Consider the following 16,243-nt stretch of genomic DNA (forward strand, 5'->3'; position numbering starts at 1 on the left):
GGGGTTACTCCTGGCGCGGACCGGATCCGGTGATTTCGATTTCAACAATTGAAGGGGTGCCGCGGCTGCTGGCTTCGCGGACGGCGCCGGCAACTGCCTGCGGCTCCCTCGGGACACGGGTGTAAGGGATGCCGAAGGAGGCGGCAGCGGGGCCGAACTCCGGCGGCGTGGGGTCGCAGCCAATCACGGGCACGTTCACGGCATCCATCGAAGTGGCGATTTCGCCATAGCCGCGGTTATTCCAAAGGACGAAGGTGACCGGCAGCTTTTCGTCCACGGCGGCCATGATCTCTGGCAGGGAGAACTGCGCGCCACCGTCGCCGGCAATGCAGATGACTTGCGCAGAGGGATCGGCAATCGAGGCGCCAATGGCCGCGGGGATGCCGTAGCCAAGCGCGCCGTATCCAGTGGCGGCGTTGAACCAGCCGCCGGGGCGGTCGTGGTCGTAGTAGAGGTTGCCGGCATAGACCGGTTGGGTGGAATCGCCGATCATCAGCGCGCCGGGCACTGCGTTGCGCATGGCGTTCAGCATCTCGACCTGGGCCCGGTACTCCGGGCCGATCTCTTCCAGGGCTGCGGTGCGGGTGTGTGCTGCGCGCACGGCGCCCTGGCTTCGCTTCGGCAGTGCAGGCAGAGCGCCGAGCAGGGCGGTTGCGGCCTCATCGGCGCAAGCGTTAATTGCGATCTCCGTTGCGTGGCGGGCCAGCTGGTCCGCGCATATGTCAATCCGGATCAGCCCGGCCATCCGGGCCATACCGCCGGTGGCATACATGTCGTAATCGGTTGGCCCCAGTTCAGTTCCCAATGCCAAGACGCAATCGGCGTCTTCAATCAGCGCGCGGACGGTCTGCAGGCTGGGGCTGGCCGGGACAGTTAGCGGGTGGCCGTGCATCAGGCCGCGGGCGTTGACTGTCTGCACGACGGGTGCGTCCAGATGCTCAGCCAGGGCCTGGAGGTTTGCGCCGGAACGCTTGGCGCCGCCGCCGGCCAGGATCACTACCTTGGCTGCTGCAGAGAGCCGGGTTGCGGCCTCGGAAATCTCGCCGGGGTCCAGCTGCGGCTGGGCAGCGGCTGGATCCCGCGGGCCAGCCTGCGCCGCTGTGCCGGCCACGTCCAGCGGGATCTGGATATGGGCGGGGCCGGGGCGGCCTGCGGAGAACGGGGCAAAGGCGCGGTCCAATGCGGATTCCAGGTCCTCGGGCCGGGCGACGTGTTCGGAGGCCAGCGCGACCGTTTTCGCCAGCGCATGCTGATCCGGCAGCTCATGCAGGTGGCCGTGCCCCTGTCCTAAGGTGCCGCTGGCGTTGACTCCGGAAACCACCAGCATCGGCACCGAGTCCGCGCGGGCCTGGGCCATAGGGGTGAGCGTGTTGGTGAGGCCGGGGCCAGTGATGACAAAGGCGACGCCAGGCTGGCCGGACACCCGGGCATAGCCGTCGGCCATAAAGCCCGCGCCTTGTTCATGGCGCGGGGTGACATGTCGGATGCCGGACCCAGCCAGGCCGCGGTAAAGCTCAACCGTATGAACGCCCGGGATGCCGAACACGCAGGTGACACCGCGCGCCTGCAGCCCCGCGACCAGAGCTTCGCCAACTGTTGCCTTGGTCATGCGACGCTCCTGGACTTGCGGTTTGCATGGGCCACTATCCGATCGAGAGCGGTGGCAAAGCTTTCGTCATCAATCGTCAGGGCAACACGCACCCAGTGCTTGAGACTTTCGCCGAAGGCGGAACCGGGCATCACGGCAACGCCGCTGTCGAGCAGGTCCCAGGCGTAGGCGTCGCCGTCCATGCCGGTGGCGGAAACGTCGACCAGGGCGAACATGCCGGCTTCGGGGCGGTGCACACGCAGGCCGGTTTCGCCATGCAGCCTCTGGACCAGAAGGGCTGCGCGGGAAGCAAAGCGGGACGTCATGCCAGGGGCAACGGAGGAACCTTTCCGCACGGCCTTTTCGGTCATGTCGGCAATGAAAGGCTGGTTGCCGAACAGCATCGTTTCGGACACTGGCAGCAAGGCGGTGCAGAAGTCCGCAGGCCCAACGGCCCAGCCGCTGCGGAACCCTGGCGCGGCGTGGGATTTGGAAATCGAGGAGACCGCGATCACCCGATCCGCCAGTGCCGGATCGGAGAGGGGGGAGACGAACTCCGCCCTCTCGAACACCAGATGCTCATAGACTTCATCGGAGATGATCCAAAGGTCATGCTGCACCGCCAGCTCACCGATTTCGCGCAGATCCTGAGCGGTCAGGATGGCGCCGGTCGGGTTGTGCGGAGTGGTCAGAAGGATGGCGCGGCTGCGCGGGGTGATGCGGGCAGCCAGGTCGCTGGCCTGCATCCGGAAGCCGGCTTCGGGCCGCAATGGCACCGGCACCATCTCCGCGCCGGAGGCACGGATCACGCCCTCGTAGGTGGCATACATCGGGTCGCCTGCCAGCACTTCGGTGCCGGGTTCGGCAACGCCCTGCAGCACTGCGTAAAGCGCGGTCTGGGTGCCAGGGAAGCACAGGATGTTTTCCGGCCCGAACTTCCGTCCGCGGCTGGTGCTGTAGGCGTCCGCCAGGGCCGCCCGCAGATGCGCCTCGCCGCGTCCGTCGGAATAACCGGTACGGCCCGCGTGCATCGCCTGCGCCGCCGCCTCAAGCAGTTCCGGCGGCGTGGGCACATCCGGCTCGCCGATGGTCATCTCCACAAGATCGGCACCGGCCGCGGCCATCTGCCGTGCTTTCAGGTGCACTTCCCATTTTCCGCCGCCAAGTCCGGCCAGCCGTTCGGTGATTGCTGTCAGCCTCATGCGGTTTCCGCCTCCTGCTCCAAATTCAAACCTGTAATCGCGGCAACGGAGTGCAGTCCGATCTCTGCCAGCTCCCCCGGCGCAAAGGCGTCCGGAAGGGCGCCGCCCTCCAGCCACAGCCCGTCGATCACCGCGTTGCAGGCAATCGCCAGCTGCCGCAGACGGGTGTCGCCGGCGGGGCGGCCGGCTTCCTGCAGTGCGGCTGCGATCAGCCCCTCCAGGAAGTCGCGGAAATAGCCATAAGTGCGTTCGTGGGTGGCCTTCATCTGCTCATCCTGCTGCACCTTGTTGAGAAAGCTTGCCCAAAGCGCGATGGACCGCGGGTCCACCACCGGCGGCGTCAGCGAGGCGTTCACAAAGGCAGTGAGCCGTTCCGACGCCGTGCCGTCTGCCCCCGCCGCGGGGGCAAAGGTCTGGTCGGTCATGGCGGTCATATGATGCTCATAGGCGGCGATGATCAGCTCTTCCTTGGAGCTGAAATAATGCCGGATCAGCCCTTGGGTCACGTCGGCCCGCTCGGCAATGCCCCGCACCGTGGCCCCGCGCACGCCGTTTTCCGCCACCAGTTCCAGCGTGGCGAGAATCAGCGCCTCCTTCCGGGCCTCGGCGGATTCGCGTTTGAATTTGCGGCGATCGTCGCTCACCTCAGCTCCTGTTTTTGCCTGGCGGAGAAATTATACACTTGCATAATTACTGGACTCGCGGCTTACTGCAATCGGAAATTTCAAGGTGACACAACAATGGACACAGCCACTGCCGCCGCATCCGTTCCGGAGACCAACACACGCCGCGAGGCAATCCGTGTGGAGGACCTGCACAAGTCCTTTGGCCATCTGGAGGTGCTCAAGGGTGTGGATCTGACCGCGCGGCAGGGGGATGTGGTGGCGATCATCGGCGGCTCGGGATCCGGCAAGTCGACCATGCTGCGGTGCATCAACTTTCTGGAGACGCCAAGCTCCGGCAAGATCGTGATCGGCGGCGAGGAAGTGGCGATGCGGGCTGATGGCAGCCCGGCCAATCAGAGACAGATCGAAAAGATCCGGACCAAGCTGGCGATGGTGTTCCAGCAGTTCAACCTGTGGACACACCGCACCCTGCTGGAAAACGTGATCGAGGTGCCGGTGCATGTTCTGAAGGTGCCCAAGGCGCAAGCAATTGAGCGCGCGCGCGAATTGCTGGAGCGGGTCGGGCTTGGCGGCAAGGAGGACACTTTCCCCGCGTATCTGTCTGGCGGCCAGCAGCAGCGGGCGGCGATTGCCCGGGCGCTGGCGGTGGATCCGTCGGCGATGCTGTTTGACGAGCCGACCTCAGCGCTGGACCCGGAACTGGTGGGCGAAGTGCTGACGGTGATCCGCGATCTGGCCGCTGAAGGGCGCACCATGCTGCTGGTCACCCACGAGATGAAATTCGCGCGCGAAGTCGCGAACCACGTTGTTTACCTTTACCAAGGACGCATCGAAGAGCAGGGGCCGCCTGCCGAGGTCTTTGGCAATCCGCAATCAGACCGGCTGAAGCAATTCCTGAGCTCAGTCGCCTGATCCACTATCACCAAAACAAAAAACCAACTGGGAGAAGAAGATGAAACTGAAAGCATTGCTTGCCGCCGGTGTTGCAGCTGCCGCGCTGACTGCCGGTGCCGCCGCCGCGGAACAGGTCAAGATCGGCATCGCGGCTGAGCCGTATCCGCCGTTTGCCTCGCTCGACAGCTCCGGCAACTGGGTCGGCTGGGAGGTCGAGGTGATCGGTGCCGTGTGTGCCGCTGCCGAACTGGACTGTGTGATCACCCCGGTTGCCTGGGACGGCATCATCCCGTCGCTGACCGGCCAGCAGATCGACGCCATCATGGCCTCCATGTCGATCACCGAGGAACGGCAGAAGACCATTGATTTCTCGGATCCTTATTACAACACGCCTGCCGTGATCGTGGCGGACAAGTCGATGGATATCGAACCTACGCCGGAATCGCTGGCGGGCAAGATCGTGGGCATCCAGGCCTCGACCATCCACCAGGCCTACGCGCAGGAATACTTCAAGGAGGCGGAGCTGAAGGTCTATCAGACCCAGGATGAGGCCAATCAGGACCTGTTTGCGGGCCGCATTGACGCGACCCAGGCGGACAGCATCGCAATGGCGGATTTCGTGGGCTCCGACACCGGCAGCTGCTGTGAGATCAAGGGCGCGGTGGCGGATGACCCGGCGATTCTGGGCCGCGGCGTCGGTGCCGGCGTGCGCAAGGGCGACGACGAGCTGCGCGAAGCGCTGAACAAGGGCATCGCGGCGATCCTGGCCGACGGCACTCACGAGAAGATCACTGCCAAATACTTCACCACCAGCATCTACTAAGGCGCTGACGTGACCGGACTGCTTGAATTACTGGGCCTTGGCGCCAGCGCGGAGTTGCTGTCGCTGTCAGGCTGGGGGGGCAACCTGCTGCGCGGGCTTGCCAACTCCCTGCAGATCGCTTTCGGCGCCTTTGGGCTGGGGCTGGTGATCGGGCTGTTCGGGGCCTATGGCAAACTCTACGGCGGGAAGGTCACGCGTGACCTTCTCGCCATTTACACCACGGTGATCCGGGCGGTGCCGGAACTGGTGCTGATCCTGATCCTCTATTACGTGGGCAGCGATATCATCAACAAAATCTCCGAAGGCTTGGGCGGCGGCCGGGTTGAGATCAACGGCGTAGCGGCCGGCATCTGGGTCTTAGGCGTGGTGCAGGGGGCCTATGCCACCGAAGTGCTGCGCGGCGCCATCAAGGCGGTGCCGGTGGGGCAGATCGAGGCGGCGAAGTCCTATGGCATGCCGGCCTTCATGACCATGCGGCGGGTGACGATCCCGGCGATGATGAGCTTTGCGGTGCCGGGGCTGGCAAACCTGTGGCTGATCGCCACCAAGGACACCGCGCTGCTGGCCGTGGTCGGCTTCAACGAACTGACGCTGGAAACCCGCCAGGCGGCCAGCAGCACGCGGGCCTATTTCACCTTCTTCCTGGCGGCCGGGTTCCTGTACCTGATGGTGACGCTGTGCTCCGGCGCGGTCTTTGCCCGTGTCGAAAAATGGGCGCGGCGCGGCCAGCCCTCGCTGAAGGGGGGCACCCGATGATCAGCCTTAAGGAACTGATGCAGCCGCACCGCATCGTGATGATGCTGGTCTTCGCGGGCATCGTGATCTGGTGCGCCTTCGCGCTGCGCTGGGACTGGATCCCGAAATACACGCCGCTGGCGCTGGAGGGGCTGTGGACGACGATCTGGATCCTCGTGGTCTCCACTTTCCTCGGCTTCCTCTTGGCGGTGCCGCTTGGATTGGCGCAGGCCGTCGGTCCCTGGTATCTGTCGATCCCTGCGCGCACCTTCTGCACCATCATCCGCGGCACACCGCTCCTGTTGCAGATCTGGCTGCTCTACTACGGGCTGGGGTCGCTGTTTCCGCAGTTTCCCTGGATCCGCTCGTCCGAGCTGTGGCCTTACCTGCGCCAGGCCTGGCCCTATGCGGTGCTGGCGCTGACGCTGTCTTATGCGGGCTATGAAGGCGAGGTGATGCGGGGCGCGTTTTCCGGTGTGGCCAAGGGTCAGCTGGAGGCGGCCAAGTCCTTCGGCATGCCGCGCTTCACCATGTTCCGCCGCATCTGGTTGCCGCAGGCGGTGCGCAATGTCCTGCCGACCCTGGGCGGTGAGACCATCCTGCAGCTGAAGGCAACGCCGCTGGTGGCGACTATCACGGTGATGGAAATCTATGCCGTGTCGTCGCGCGTGCGGTCCGATACATTCATTGTCTATGAGCCGCTGTTGCTGCTGGCGCTGGTCTATATGGCGATTGCCGGAGTGATCGCGCTGGCTTTCCGGCGGTTTGAGAAAGGCTGAGCAGACGGGCGCTTAGGCCATTTTGCGGTGAATTGACGAATGTTCGGGAATTTCAGGTTTATCTGACATACATCAAATAACGGCCCTGCGGTTCCCCGTAGTGTCAGCGGCAAATGCAGCAAGAGAATCTTGTAACAGATGCCGCGCACCCTTTTCATATCCACTGCTTGCCGCGCCGGGCTGTTCCGGCGGCTGGCGGGGATGTGCGCGGCATTCATGCTGGTGCTGCAGGTGGCCTTTCCCGGTGCGGGGCAGGCCGCGGCTGGCGGCGAGTGGATCGAAATCTGCGGCGAGTTCGGCGTGGTGGAGATGCAGGTCGCCGGCGATGACAGCGAAGACACGCAGGACTGCCCGAAATGCAGCACCTGCGCCCTGTGTGCGGCTGAAAACGGGACCGGGCCGGTAAGCCATCAGCCTTCCGGCATCACCCGGGCGGCGGACACCACCGTGCTGCTGCCTGCCGGGGCCGCAGCGCAGCCAAATCCGGCGCAATACTGGCATGACGGCCGCGGACCTCCGCTGGCTAACAAAATAGAACCCGAACGCGCCCTGGGCGCGTCCATGGCAGCCACTCAAAATAAAGGAGAGGCGCCTTGGTCCTGACACGCGCCTTGCGGGGCTGGCTAGCGGCCCTCGTGATAACCATCGCCGCGCTTGTCGCTGCGGCGGCTGAGGCGGACAGCCTCGATTCCTTCCTGACAGAACTGACACCCGCCGATCTGGTGCCCGGCGCCGACGGTTTTGGCCCGGTGCGCAGCGATGTGCCGGTGGCGCCGGTACTGAAGGCGGGCGAGACAGTTGCCTATGCCTTTCTGACCTCCGATTTCGTCGGCACAACCGGCTACAGCGGCAAGCCGATCCATGTGGTGGCGGCAATTGATACCGATGCGGTGCTGACGGGCGTGAAGCTGGTCAAGCACTCCGAACCGATCGTGCTGATCGGCATTCCGAACTCCAAGATGGTCAAGCTGACCGAAAGCTATGCCGGGCTGGACCTGAAGGCCGAAGCAGCGGCAGGCGGCGATGCCCATGATCTCGACATCATTTCCGGCGCGACAGTGACCATCATGGTGATCGACGACAGCCTTGTGCGCGCCGGCATCAAGGTGGCGCGTGCGCTGGGCCTGGGGGGCTTGTCGCCGGTGCAGCCGGATGGGCCCAAGCGCGAGGTCGACATGGCTCGCGAGGAGGTCGCGGACTGGACCACGCTGGCGGGCGATGGCTCTGTGCGGCGGATGACGCTGGACGTCGGCCAGATCAACGCGGCCTTTGAGGCCACCGGCGACCAGCGCGCGATCCGGCGGCGGGAGCGCGGCGCGCCGGACGACACCTTCATCGACATGCATATGGCCCTGGTATCCGTTCCCTCCATCGGCAAGTCGCTGCTGGGCGAGGCGGAATACCAGAACCTCACGTCCTGGCTGAAGGAGGGCGAGCACGCCATTCTGGTACTCGGGCGCGGCAGTTACAGCTTCAAGGGCTCTGGCTACGTGCGCGGCGGGATTTTCGACCGGGTCCAGCTGATCCAGGGCGATGCCTCGGTGCGCTTCTTTGACCGCCAGCACAAACGGCTGGGGGCGCTGTCCACAGCGGACAGCCCCAGCTTTGCAGAGCTGGACCTGTTCAAGATCCCGGCGGATGCGGAGTTTGATCCAGCTGAACCGTTCCGCCTGCAGCTCTTGGTGCAGCGCTCCGTGGGCGCGCTGGAACGGGCGTTCCTGACCTTCGATCTGGGCTACAAGCTGCCGGAACAGTATCTGCTGCCCGCCGCGCCTGCGCCCAAGGTGGTGGAGGATGACACCAGCGAGGCCGCCGCCAAGGCCGCCCTGTGGCAGCGGATCTGGAAAGACCGCACCGTCGAGATCGGTGTTCTTGCCGTGATGCTGCTGGTGCTGACTGGGGTGTTCTTCTTCCAGTTCCAGGCGACTGTGAACGCGCGCACTTTCTACTGGTTCCGGATCGGATATCTGACCGTCACCCTGGTGTTCTTGGGCTGGTACGCCAATGCGCAGCTCAGCGTGGTGAACCTGATGGCGCTGGCCGGGTCTTTGCGCAGCGGCTTTTCCTGGGACGCGTTCCTGCTGGACCCGCTGGTCTTCATTCAGTGGTTTGCGGTTGCTGCTGCGCTCTTGTTCTGGGGCCGCGGCGCCTATTGCGGCTGGCTGTGCCCGTTCGGCGCGCTGCAGGAGCTGACCAACAAGATCGCCCGCGCCTTCAAGGTGCCGCAGATCACCCTGCCGTGGGGCCTGCATGAGCGCCTGTGGCCTGCAAAATACATGATCTTCCTCGGTTTGTTCGCTGTATCGATGGTGTCGATCCCGCTGGCCGAAACCTATGCCGAGGTGGAGCCGTTCAAGACCGCAATCATCCTGAAATTCGTGCGCGACTGGCCGTTTGTGGTCTTTGCCGTGGCGCTCTTGCTGGCCGGGCTGTTCATCGAACGGTTCTACTGCCGCTACATGTGCCCGCTGGGCGCGGCGCTGGCAATCCCGGCGCGGGTGCGGATGTTCGACTGGCTGAAGCGCTATCATGAGTGCGGCCACCCCTGCCAGACCTGTGCCAACGAGTGCCCCGTTCAGGCGATCCACCCGACGGGTGAGATCAACCCGAACGAATGTGTGAACTGCCTGCATTGCCAGGTTCTCTATCAATCCGAAGCCAAATGCCCGGTTGTGATCAAACAGCTGAAACGCCGGGCCAAGACCGGCAGACCCGCACCGGACGTTGCTCTGGGCCGGCCGCCTGCCAATCACCCCAACGCGAACAGGATCAAAGTTTCCTGAAGGAGGACACCATGTCTGAAGACCTGAAAAATAAACTGCCCGTCACCCGCCGCGGCCTCTTGGGGGCCACCGCCTCCGGTGCCGTGCTGGCGGCCACCGGCGCCGGCTCGGCCCTGCTGGGCGCCAAGCCTGCACAGGCTGCGGGCGTCAACCTGGAGCCGGGCGAGCTGGACGAATACTACGGCTTCTGGTCCTCGGGTCAGACCGGCGAGCTGCGCATTCTGGGCGTGCCGTCCATGCGTGAGCTGATGCGGATCCCGGTGTTCAACCGCTGTTCCGCCACCGGCTGGGGCCAGACCAACGAATCCAAAAAGATCCTGACCGAAGGACTGTTGCCGGAGACCAAGGAATTCTTGGCCGCCAACGGCAAGGAAACCTATGACAACGGCGACCTGCACCACCCGCATATGTCCTTCACCGACGGCACCTACGACGGCCGCTACCTGTTTATGAACGACAAGGCCAACACCCGCGTCGCCCGGGTGCGCTGCGATGTGATGAAATGCGACAAGATCATCGAGATCCCCAACGCCAAGGACATCCACGGGCTGCGGCCGCAGAAATTCCCGCGCACCGGCTATGTCTTTGCCAACGGCGAGCACGAGGCACCGCTGGTGAACGACGGCCAGATCCTGGATGATCCGTCGCAATACGTGAACATCTTCTCCGCCGTCGACGGCGACACCATGGAAGTTGCCTGGCAGGTGATCGTCTCGGGCAACCTGGACAACACCGACTGCGACTATCAGGGCAAATACGCCTACTCGACCTCCTACAACTCGGAAATGGGCATGACCCTGGCCGAAATGACCGAGAACGAGCTGGACCACGTGGTTGTCTTCAACATCGCAGCCATTGAAGCGGCCATCGAGGCTGGCGAATATCAGGAGCTGAACGGTGCCAAGGTGGTGGACGGCCGCAAGGGCGCGCCGGGCAAGCTGACCCGTTACATCCCGATCCCGAACTCGCCGCACGGCATCAACACCGCGCCGGACAAGAAGCACGTCTGCGTCAACGGCAAGCTGTCGCCGACCGTTTCGGTCATCGACGTCGAGAAGCTGGACGCGCTGTTTGACGCCGATGCCGACCCGCGCTCGGCCATCGTGGCGGAACCGCAGCTGGGCCTTGGCCCGCTTCACACCGCCTTTGACAACCGCGGCTATGCCTACACCACCCTGTTCCTGGACAGCCAAGTGGTGAAGTGGGACATCGCCAAGGCCATCGAAGCCTACGCGGGTGCCGATGTGGACCCGATCATGGACAAGGTCGACGTGCAGTACCAGCCGGGCCACAACTCCACCTCCATGGGCGAAACCGCTGAGGCGGACGGCAAGTGGCTGATCTCGATGAACAAGTTCTCCAAGGACCGGTTCCTGAACGTGGGGCCCCTGAAGCCCGAAAACGAGCAGCTGATCGACATTTCCGGCGACAAGATGAAGGTGGTGCACGACGGCCCGACCTTTGCTGAGCCGCATGACTCGATCATCGTCCACCGCTCCAAGGTCAACCCGGCCAGCATCTGGGACCGCAACGACCCGATGTGGGAGGATGCGCGCAAGCAGGCTGAGGCGGATGGCGTCGATCTGGACGACTATCAGGACACCATTATCCGTGACGGAGACAAGGTGCGGGTCTACATGTCCAGCCAGGCGCCGAACTTCAGCCTTGAGAAGTTCACGGTGAAGCAGGGCGACGAGGTCACTGTCTATGTCACCAACCTGGATGATATCGACGACCTGACCCACGGCTTCTGCCTGTCGAATTTCGGCATCGCAATGGAAGTCGGGCCGCAGGCCACCGCCTCTGTCACCTTCAAGGCGGAGCGTCCGGGTGTGCACTGGTACTACTGCCAGTGGTTCTGCCACGCGCTGCACATGGAAATGCGCGGCCGGATGCTGGTCGAGCCGCGGAGCGCGTAACAATGAAATGGCTCCTGCCCATATCGCTGGTTGCGGCCCTTTCCGGCCTGGCGTCCGCGGGTTTGACACCCGCCTGGTCGGCGGAATGGGAGGTGCCCAACCGGGCAGGAGCCATCGCTGAAACACTGGCGCAGGCGGCGGATGGCGACACCCTCCGCCTCGCCCCCGGTGAATACGCCGGAACTTTGGTGCTGGACCGGCCTGTCACTCTGGACGGGCAGGGCCACGCCACCTTGGACGGGCAGGGCAAGGGGTCGGTGATTACCGTGACCGGCCCCGGCGTGACCGTGCAAAACCTGACTGTCGTCGGCTCTGGTTCCTCGCATCAGGAGATCGACAGCGGCATCAAGCTGACCAAAACCGCAAAGGCGCCGCAGATCCTCAACAATGTGCTGCTGGGCAATCTCTATGGCGTGGATATTCATGGGGCGAAGGACAGCCTGGTGCAGGGCAACCGGATCGAGGGGCGCCTGGACCGGCACATGAACGCCCGCGGCAACGGCGTATACGTCTGGAACGCGCCGGGCGCGGTGGTGGACGGCAATGATATCCGCTTTGGCCGCGACGGGATCTTTGTGAACAGCTCCAAGAAGAACGCCTTTACCAACAACACCTTCCGCGACCTGCGGTTTGCCGTGCATTACATGTACGCCAACAACTCCGAGGTCTCAGGCAATGTCTCGATCGGCAATCACTTGGGCTATGCCGTGATGTTCTCCAAGCGGGTCAAGGTGACCGGAAATGTCTCTTTGAACGACCGCGACCACGGGGTGATGCTGAACTACGCCAACCAAAGCGTGATCCGCGGCAACTATGTGAAGGGCGCCAAGGACAAATGCACCTTCCTCTATAACGCGCACAAAAACGATTTCTCCGGCAACTGGTTCGAGGGCTGCGGTATCGGCATCCACTTCACCGCGGGCAGCGACGGCAACCGGATGGTCGGGAACGCCTTTGTCGGCAACCGGCATCAGGTGAAATTCGTCTCCACTAAATGGGTGGAATGGAGCGAGGAGGGCCAGGGCAACTACTGGTCCGATTTCGCAGGTTTTGATGTGGACGGGGACGGCATCGCCGATGCGCCCTACCGTCCGAACGACAGCATGGACCACGTGCTGTGGACCCAGCCCGCGGCAAAACTGCTGATGGGATCGCCCGCGGTGCAGCTGGTGCGCTGGTCGCAATCGGCGTTTCCGGCGCTCTTGCCCGGCGGGGTGATCGACAGCCACCCGCTGATGCGTCCGGAGCGGCCCGATGCGGCCAGAAAGGTTGAACAGGATGGATAACTCTCCGCTGCAGATCCGCGCGCTGGACAAGTTCCGCGGCAAGACCCAGGTGCTGCATGGCATCGACCTGGACATCGCGCCGGGCGAGCGGCTGGCGCTCTTGGGCCACAACGGCGCGGGCAAGTCGACACTGATCAAGGCGGTGCTGGGCCTGATCCGGCATGAGGGCGGCAGCATCCAGATTTGCGGTGCGGCCCCCGGCAGTGCTGCGGCGCGGGCCGCGACCGCCTTTCTTCCCGAAGCAGTTAGCTTCCACCCGGCGCTGACCGGACATGAGCAGCTGTCGCTGTTTGCCCGCCTGGCCGGCGAACGCGCGGACATTGACGGCCTGTTGGAACGGGTTGGCCTGGGCGAGGCGATGCACCGCCGTATCGGTGCCTATTCCAAGGGGATGCGGCAGCGGCTGGGCCTGGCGCAGGTGCTGCTGGGCCGCCCGAAGCTGGCACTGCTGGATGAACCCACCAGCGGCCTGGACCCGATCTCGCGCCAGGACCTCTATGCCATCATCAATGAGCTGGCTGAGCAGGGCGCGGCAGTGCTGATCGCCTCCCACGCGCTGACTGAAGTGGAGGCCCGCACCGACCGTATCGCCATCCTGCGCAAGGGGGGGAAGGTGGCGGACGACACGCTTGCGGGCCTGTCGGCGCAGGCCGGGCTGCCGGTCAAACTGCGGGTGCAGGCCAGCGGTGCGCACGCCGACCGGATTGCAACAGAGACCGGCGGGCGGCGGATCAATGGCGCCTCGGTCGAAATCCTGTGCTCGCCTCAGGACAAGATGGCCGAACTGCGCAAGATCGCCGCCATGGGGGACGCCGTGGCCGATATCGACATGGTGCCGCCTCGGCTGGAAGACCTCTATCGCCATTACTCCGGGGAGGACCGCAAATGAGACGTGCCTTTGCCATTGCCCGTTCCGAGATGCTGATCCTGCGGCGCAACCGCTGGCTGTTCATGGCCACGCTGATCATGCTGGCCTTTGCGCTGGCGCTGTCCTTTGCCGGATCGGCGCCGACGGGAACGCTGGGGGTGGATATGCTGACGGTCTCCGTGGCTTCGATGACCACGCTGTCGGTTTACCTCGCGCCGCTTTTGGCGCTGATGATGGGGTTTGATGCGGTGGCAGGCGACCGCGACCGCGGCAGCCTCGCCCTGCTGCTGGCCTATCCCGCGGGGCGGGCTGAGATCCTCTTGGGCAAGCTGATGGCGCATCTGGCGGCCTTAGCTGTCGCCATGTGCATTGGATTTGGCGCTGCCGGGGCGGTTGCCGCATGGTTCGGCGGTGCGGGGGCGGAGAGCCTGATGGCATTGGGGCGGCTGGTGCTGACCTCGATCCTGCTGGGTGCGGTGTTCCTGGTGCTGGGCTATGCGCTGTCGGCGCTCAGCAGCGGGGCCACGGCTGCAGCCGGCCTGTCTGCGGGCGTGTGGCTGATGTTTGTGGTGCTTTACGACCTGGGTCTGCTGGGCGCGGTGGTGATGGACAGCGGCGGGGTCTTCACCCAGAAGATCTTCCCTTGGGTGATGGTCGCCAACCCGGCAGATGCGTTCCGGCTGTGGAATGTGGCGGCCTCGGAAAGCGTCGCCTTGTCCAGCGGCATGGCGGGCGCTGCCGGCGCCTTGCCCGGCTGGGCCGCACCGCTGTCGCTGCTGCTGTGGCCCGCGCTGGGCTTCCTGATGGCCTGGGCCGCGTTCCGGAGGGTGGAGCCATGAAACGCCTGATCCTTGCCGCTGCCCTGGTCCTTGCTGCCTGTCAGGAGGAAGAGGCCAAGGCGCCGCCCGCGCCGGTGGAACTGACCGCGACGGCGCTGAGCTATTTCTGCCAGATGAATGTTGCCGAACATGGCGGACCCAAGGGGCAAATTCATCTGGACGGCTTCCCGGCACCGCTGTTCTTTGCCCAGGTGCGTGATCTGGCCGCCTATATGAAAAGCCCGGAGCGGGATGCAGAGATCACCGCTGTATATGTCAGCGACATGGGCGCCGCGGCTAGCTGGGCCCAGCCCGGCACCCGTAACTGGATTGATGCCAGAGAGGCGCATTTTGTGGTCGGCTCTAACGTGGCGGGCGGTATGGGCGCGCCGGAGGTTGTGCCGTTTGCCTCCGCCGACGAGGCGGCGCGGTTTGCTGACCGCTACGGCGGATCCGTCGCCGGGTTTGAGGCCATACCCGACGACGCGGTCCTGGGACCGGTCGACCTGGATCAGCAGCTGGAAACACCTTCCTGAGAGCCAAGCAGCCCCGCGCCGGGCAGCTTCAGACCGCTACCGGGTGCAGTCTCATCTCCGCGGCAATCGCGTGGCCTTCCATGCCCTCCATCCGGCTGATACGGGCGGTGCGCTGCGCCAGTTCGTGCGACGCTTCTGAATTGCAGCGCTGCCAGGTGACTGTCTTGGTGAACTTATGCACCGAAAGCCCGCCAGTATAGCGCGCAGCGCCGCTGGTGGGCAGCACGTGGTTGGGGCCGGAAGTCTTGTCACCGAAGGACACAGTCGTCTCCTTGCCTAGAAACAGCGAGCCGTAGGCGGTGAGCCGGTTCAGCCACCAGTCGAGGTCTTCCGCTTGCACCTGCAGGTGCTCCGGTGCGTAGCGGTCGGCCACTTGCGCGGCCTCCTCGCGGCTGCCGCACAGAACCACCTCGGCGCGCTCGTGCCAGGCGCGGTGGGCGGCGGAGAGGTTGGGCTCCGGCAGTTGGTCTATCAGCGCCTGAGCGCGGGCCATGACGCCTTTGGCCAGCGCCTCATCGGTGGCGACCAGCCAGACCGGGCTGTCCGCACCGTGTTCGGCCTGGCTGACCAGGTCCCAGGCAACGGTTTCCACATCGGCGGTGCGGTCGGCGATCACCAGGGAATCGGTAGGGCCTGCAAACATGTCGATGCCGACTTCGCCGAACAGCATCCGTTTGGCTTCCGCCACATAAGAGTTGCCGGGGCCGACCAGGATGTCCGCGGGTTCAGCTCCGAACAGGCCCTGGGCCATGGCGGCAATGCCCTGCACTCCGCCCAGGTTCAGGATCAGGTCGGCACCGCACAGGTCCATGGCATAGATGATGGCGTCAGGAATGCCGCTGCCGGGGCGCGGAGGCGAGACCGCGGTGATATGCGGCACACCGGCAACCTTGGCGGTGGTGATCGTCATCAGCGCACTGGCGATATGGCTGTAGCGCCCGCCCGGCACATAGCAGCCTGCGCTGGAAACCGGGATTTGCTTCTGGCCCGCGATCAGGCCGGGGATCACCTCCACCTCGCACTCACCCATGGTGGCCTTCTGCGCCTCGGCAAAGCGCCGGATGTTGGCATGGGCGAACTGAATATCTTCCTTGGTCTGCTGCGAAACGCGGTTGCAGGCCGCGCGGCGCTGGGCCTCTGTCACCACGATCGGGCCGGTCCAGCCATCCAGCTTTTGCGCATACCGGCGCACGGCGTCTTCGCCTTCGCGCTGGATATTGGCGAGCATCACGGCGACGGTGTCGCGGATATCGCTGTTCTCGGCGGCCGGGCGCGGCTGGGCCTGTTTCAGATAGGTGATTGCCATGATCCATGTTCCTTGAAGGGCCGCCGGGTGTGCGGGTAAGCGCACGGCGCGGTTTGCGCTTTAAACAGCGCCCAAGGCCC

15 protein-coding genes are annotated in these 16,243 nt (G+C 64.5%); 11 read left to right on the top strand and 4 right to left on the bottom strand.

What is annotated here, in order from left to right; translation table 11 throughout:
- Positions 1–4 precede the first annotated feature (4 nt).
- From CAER_RS0117560 to CAER_RS0117570, 3 genes are read right to left on the bottom strand one after another with little or no spacing between them, the layout of a single operon-like run.
- On the bottom strand, positions 5–1,609 hold the full coding sequence (locus CAER_RS0117560) for a 5-guanidino-2-oxopentanoate decarboxylase (RefSeq protein WP_027236584.1): 1,605 nt from the start codon (positions 1,607–1,609) through the stop codon (positions 5–7).
- Complete coding sequence (locus tag CAER_RS0117565) at positions 1,606–2,790, bottom strand: pyridoxal phosphate-dependent aminotransferase (RefSeq protein WP_027236585.1); 1,185 nt, start codon at positions 2,788–2,790, stop codon at positions 1,606–1,608. Before CAER_RS0117565 ends, CAER_RS0117560 begins: the two co-directional genes overlap by 4 nt.
- The gene (locus tag CAER_RS0117570; protein WP_027236586.1) at positions 2,787–3,434 is read right to left on the bottom strand and encodes a TetR/AcrR family transcriptional regulator; all 648 of its coding nucleotides are present in this window, start codon (positions 3,432–3,434) and stop codon (positions 2,787–2,789) included. Before CAER_RS0117570 ends, CAER_RS0117565 begins: the two co-directional genes overlap by 4 nt.
- Positions 3,435–3,530: 96 nt before the next feature.
- On the opposite strand from CAER_RS0117570, the gene CAER_RS0117575 reads away from it, so the two are divergent.
- The 11 genes from CAER_RS0117575 to CAER_RS0117625 all read left to right on the top strand — a co-directional run bounded on the left by CAER_RS0117575 (position 3,531) and on the right by CAER_RS0117625 (position 14,857).
- Complete coding sequence (locus CAER_RS0117575) at positions 3,531–4,328, top strand: ABC transporter ATP-binding protein (protein ID WP_027236587.1); 798 nt, start codon at positions 3,531–3,533, stop codon at positions 4,326–4,328.
- 40 nt (positions 4,329–4,368) lie between these two features.
- Positions 4,369–5,133 (top strand): transporter substrate-binding domain-containing protein, encoded by a 765-nt coding sequence (locus CAER_RS0117580; protein ID WP_027236588.1) that lies wholly within the window; start codon positions 4,369–4,371, stop codon positions 5,131–5,133.
- A gap of 9 nt (positions 5,134–5,142) precedes the next feature.
- Complete coding sequence (locus tag CAER_RS0117585; protein ID WP_027236589.1) at positions 5,143–5,889, top strand: ABC transporter permease; 747 nt, start codon at positions 5,143–5,145, stop codon at positions 5,887–5,889.
- A complete protein-coding gene (locus CAER_RS0117590; RefSeq protein WP_027236590.1) occupies positions 5,886–6,647 on the top strand; it encodes an ABC transporter permease in 762 nt (253 codons plus the stop codon). Before CAER_RS0117585 ends, CAER_RS0117590 begins: the two co-directional genes overlap by 4 nt.
- A 138-nt stretch (positions 6,648–6,785) precedes the next feature.
- On the top strand, positions 6,786–7,250 hold the full coding sequence (locus tag CAER_RS0117595) for a hypothetical protein (protein ID WP_245597378.1): 465 nt from the start codon (positions 6,786–6,788) through the stop codon (positions 7,248–7,250).
- Positions 7,241–9,430 (top strand): NosR/NirI family protein, encoded by a 2,190-nt coding sequence (locus CAER_RS0117600; protein WP_027236592.1) that lies wholly within the window; start codon positions 7,241–7,243, stop codon positions 9,428–9,430. Before CAER_RS0117595 ends, CAER_RS0117600 begins: the two co-directional genes overlap by 10 nt.
- Positions 9,431–9,441: 11 nt before the next feature.
- Complete coding sequence (gene nosZ, locus CAER_RS0117605) at positions 9,442–11,349, top strand: TAT-dependent nitrous-oxide reductase (protein WP_027236593.1); 1,908 nt, start codon at positions 9,442–9,444, stop codon at positions 11,347–11,349.
- 2 nt (positions 11,350–11,351) lie between these two features.
- Positions 11,352–12,635, top strand: a complete 1,284-nt coding sequence (locus CAER_RS0117610) for a nitrous oxide reductase family maturation protein NosD (RefSeq protein ID WP_027236594.1) — start codon at positions 11,352–11,354, stop codon at positions 12,633–12,635.
- The gene (locus CAER_RS0117615) at positions 12,628–13,524 is read left to right on the top strand and encodes an ABC transporter ATP-binding protein (RefSeq protein ID WP_027236595.1); all 897 of its coding nucleotides are present in this window, start codon (positions 12,628–12,630) and stop codon (positions 13,522–13,524) included. The genes CAER_RS0117610 and CAER_RS0117615 overlap by 8 nt, the downstream gene beginning before the upstream one ends.
- The gene (locus CAER_RS0117620; RefSeq protein ID WP_027236596.1) at positions 13,521–14,342 is read left to right on the top strand and encodes an ABC transporter permease; all 822 of its coding nucleotides are present in this window, start codon (positions 13,521–13,523) and stop codon (positions 14,340–14,342) included. Before CAER_RS0117615 ends, CAER_RS0117620 begins: the two co-directional genes overlap by 4 nt.
- Positions 14,339–14,857, top strand: coding sequence for a nitrous oxide reductase accessory protein NosL (locus CAER_RS0117625; protein WP_027236597.1), 519 nt, complete (start codon positions 14,339–14,341; stop codon positions 14,855–14,857). The genes CAER_RS0117620 and CAER_RS0117625 overlap by 4 nt, the downstream gene beginning before the upstream one ends.
- A 28-nt stretch (positions 14,858–14,885) precedes the next feature.
- Here CAER_RS0117625 and hisD read toward each other — a convergent pair whose 3' ends face one another.
- The gene (gene hisD / locus CAER_RS0117630) at positions 14,886–16,163 is read right to left on the bottom strand and encodes a histidinol dehydrogenase (protein ID WP_027236598.1); all 1,278 of its coding nucleotides are present in this window, start codon (positions 16,161–16,163) and stop codon (positions 14,886–14,888) included.
- Positions 16,164–16,243: the final 80 nt, after the last annotated feature.

The sequence above is a fragment of the Leisingera caerulea DSM 24564 genome, assembly GCF_000473325.1.
GTDB classification, from domain to species: Bacteria; Pseudomonadota; Alphaproteobacteria; order Rhodobacterales; family Rhodobacteraceae; genus Leisingera; species Leisingera caerulea.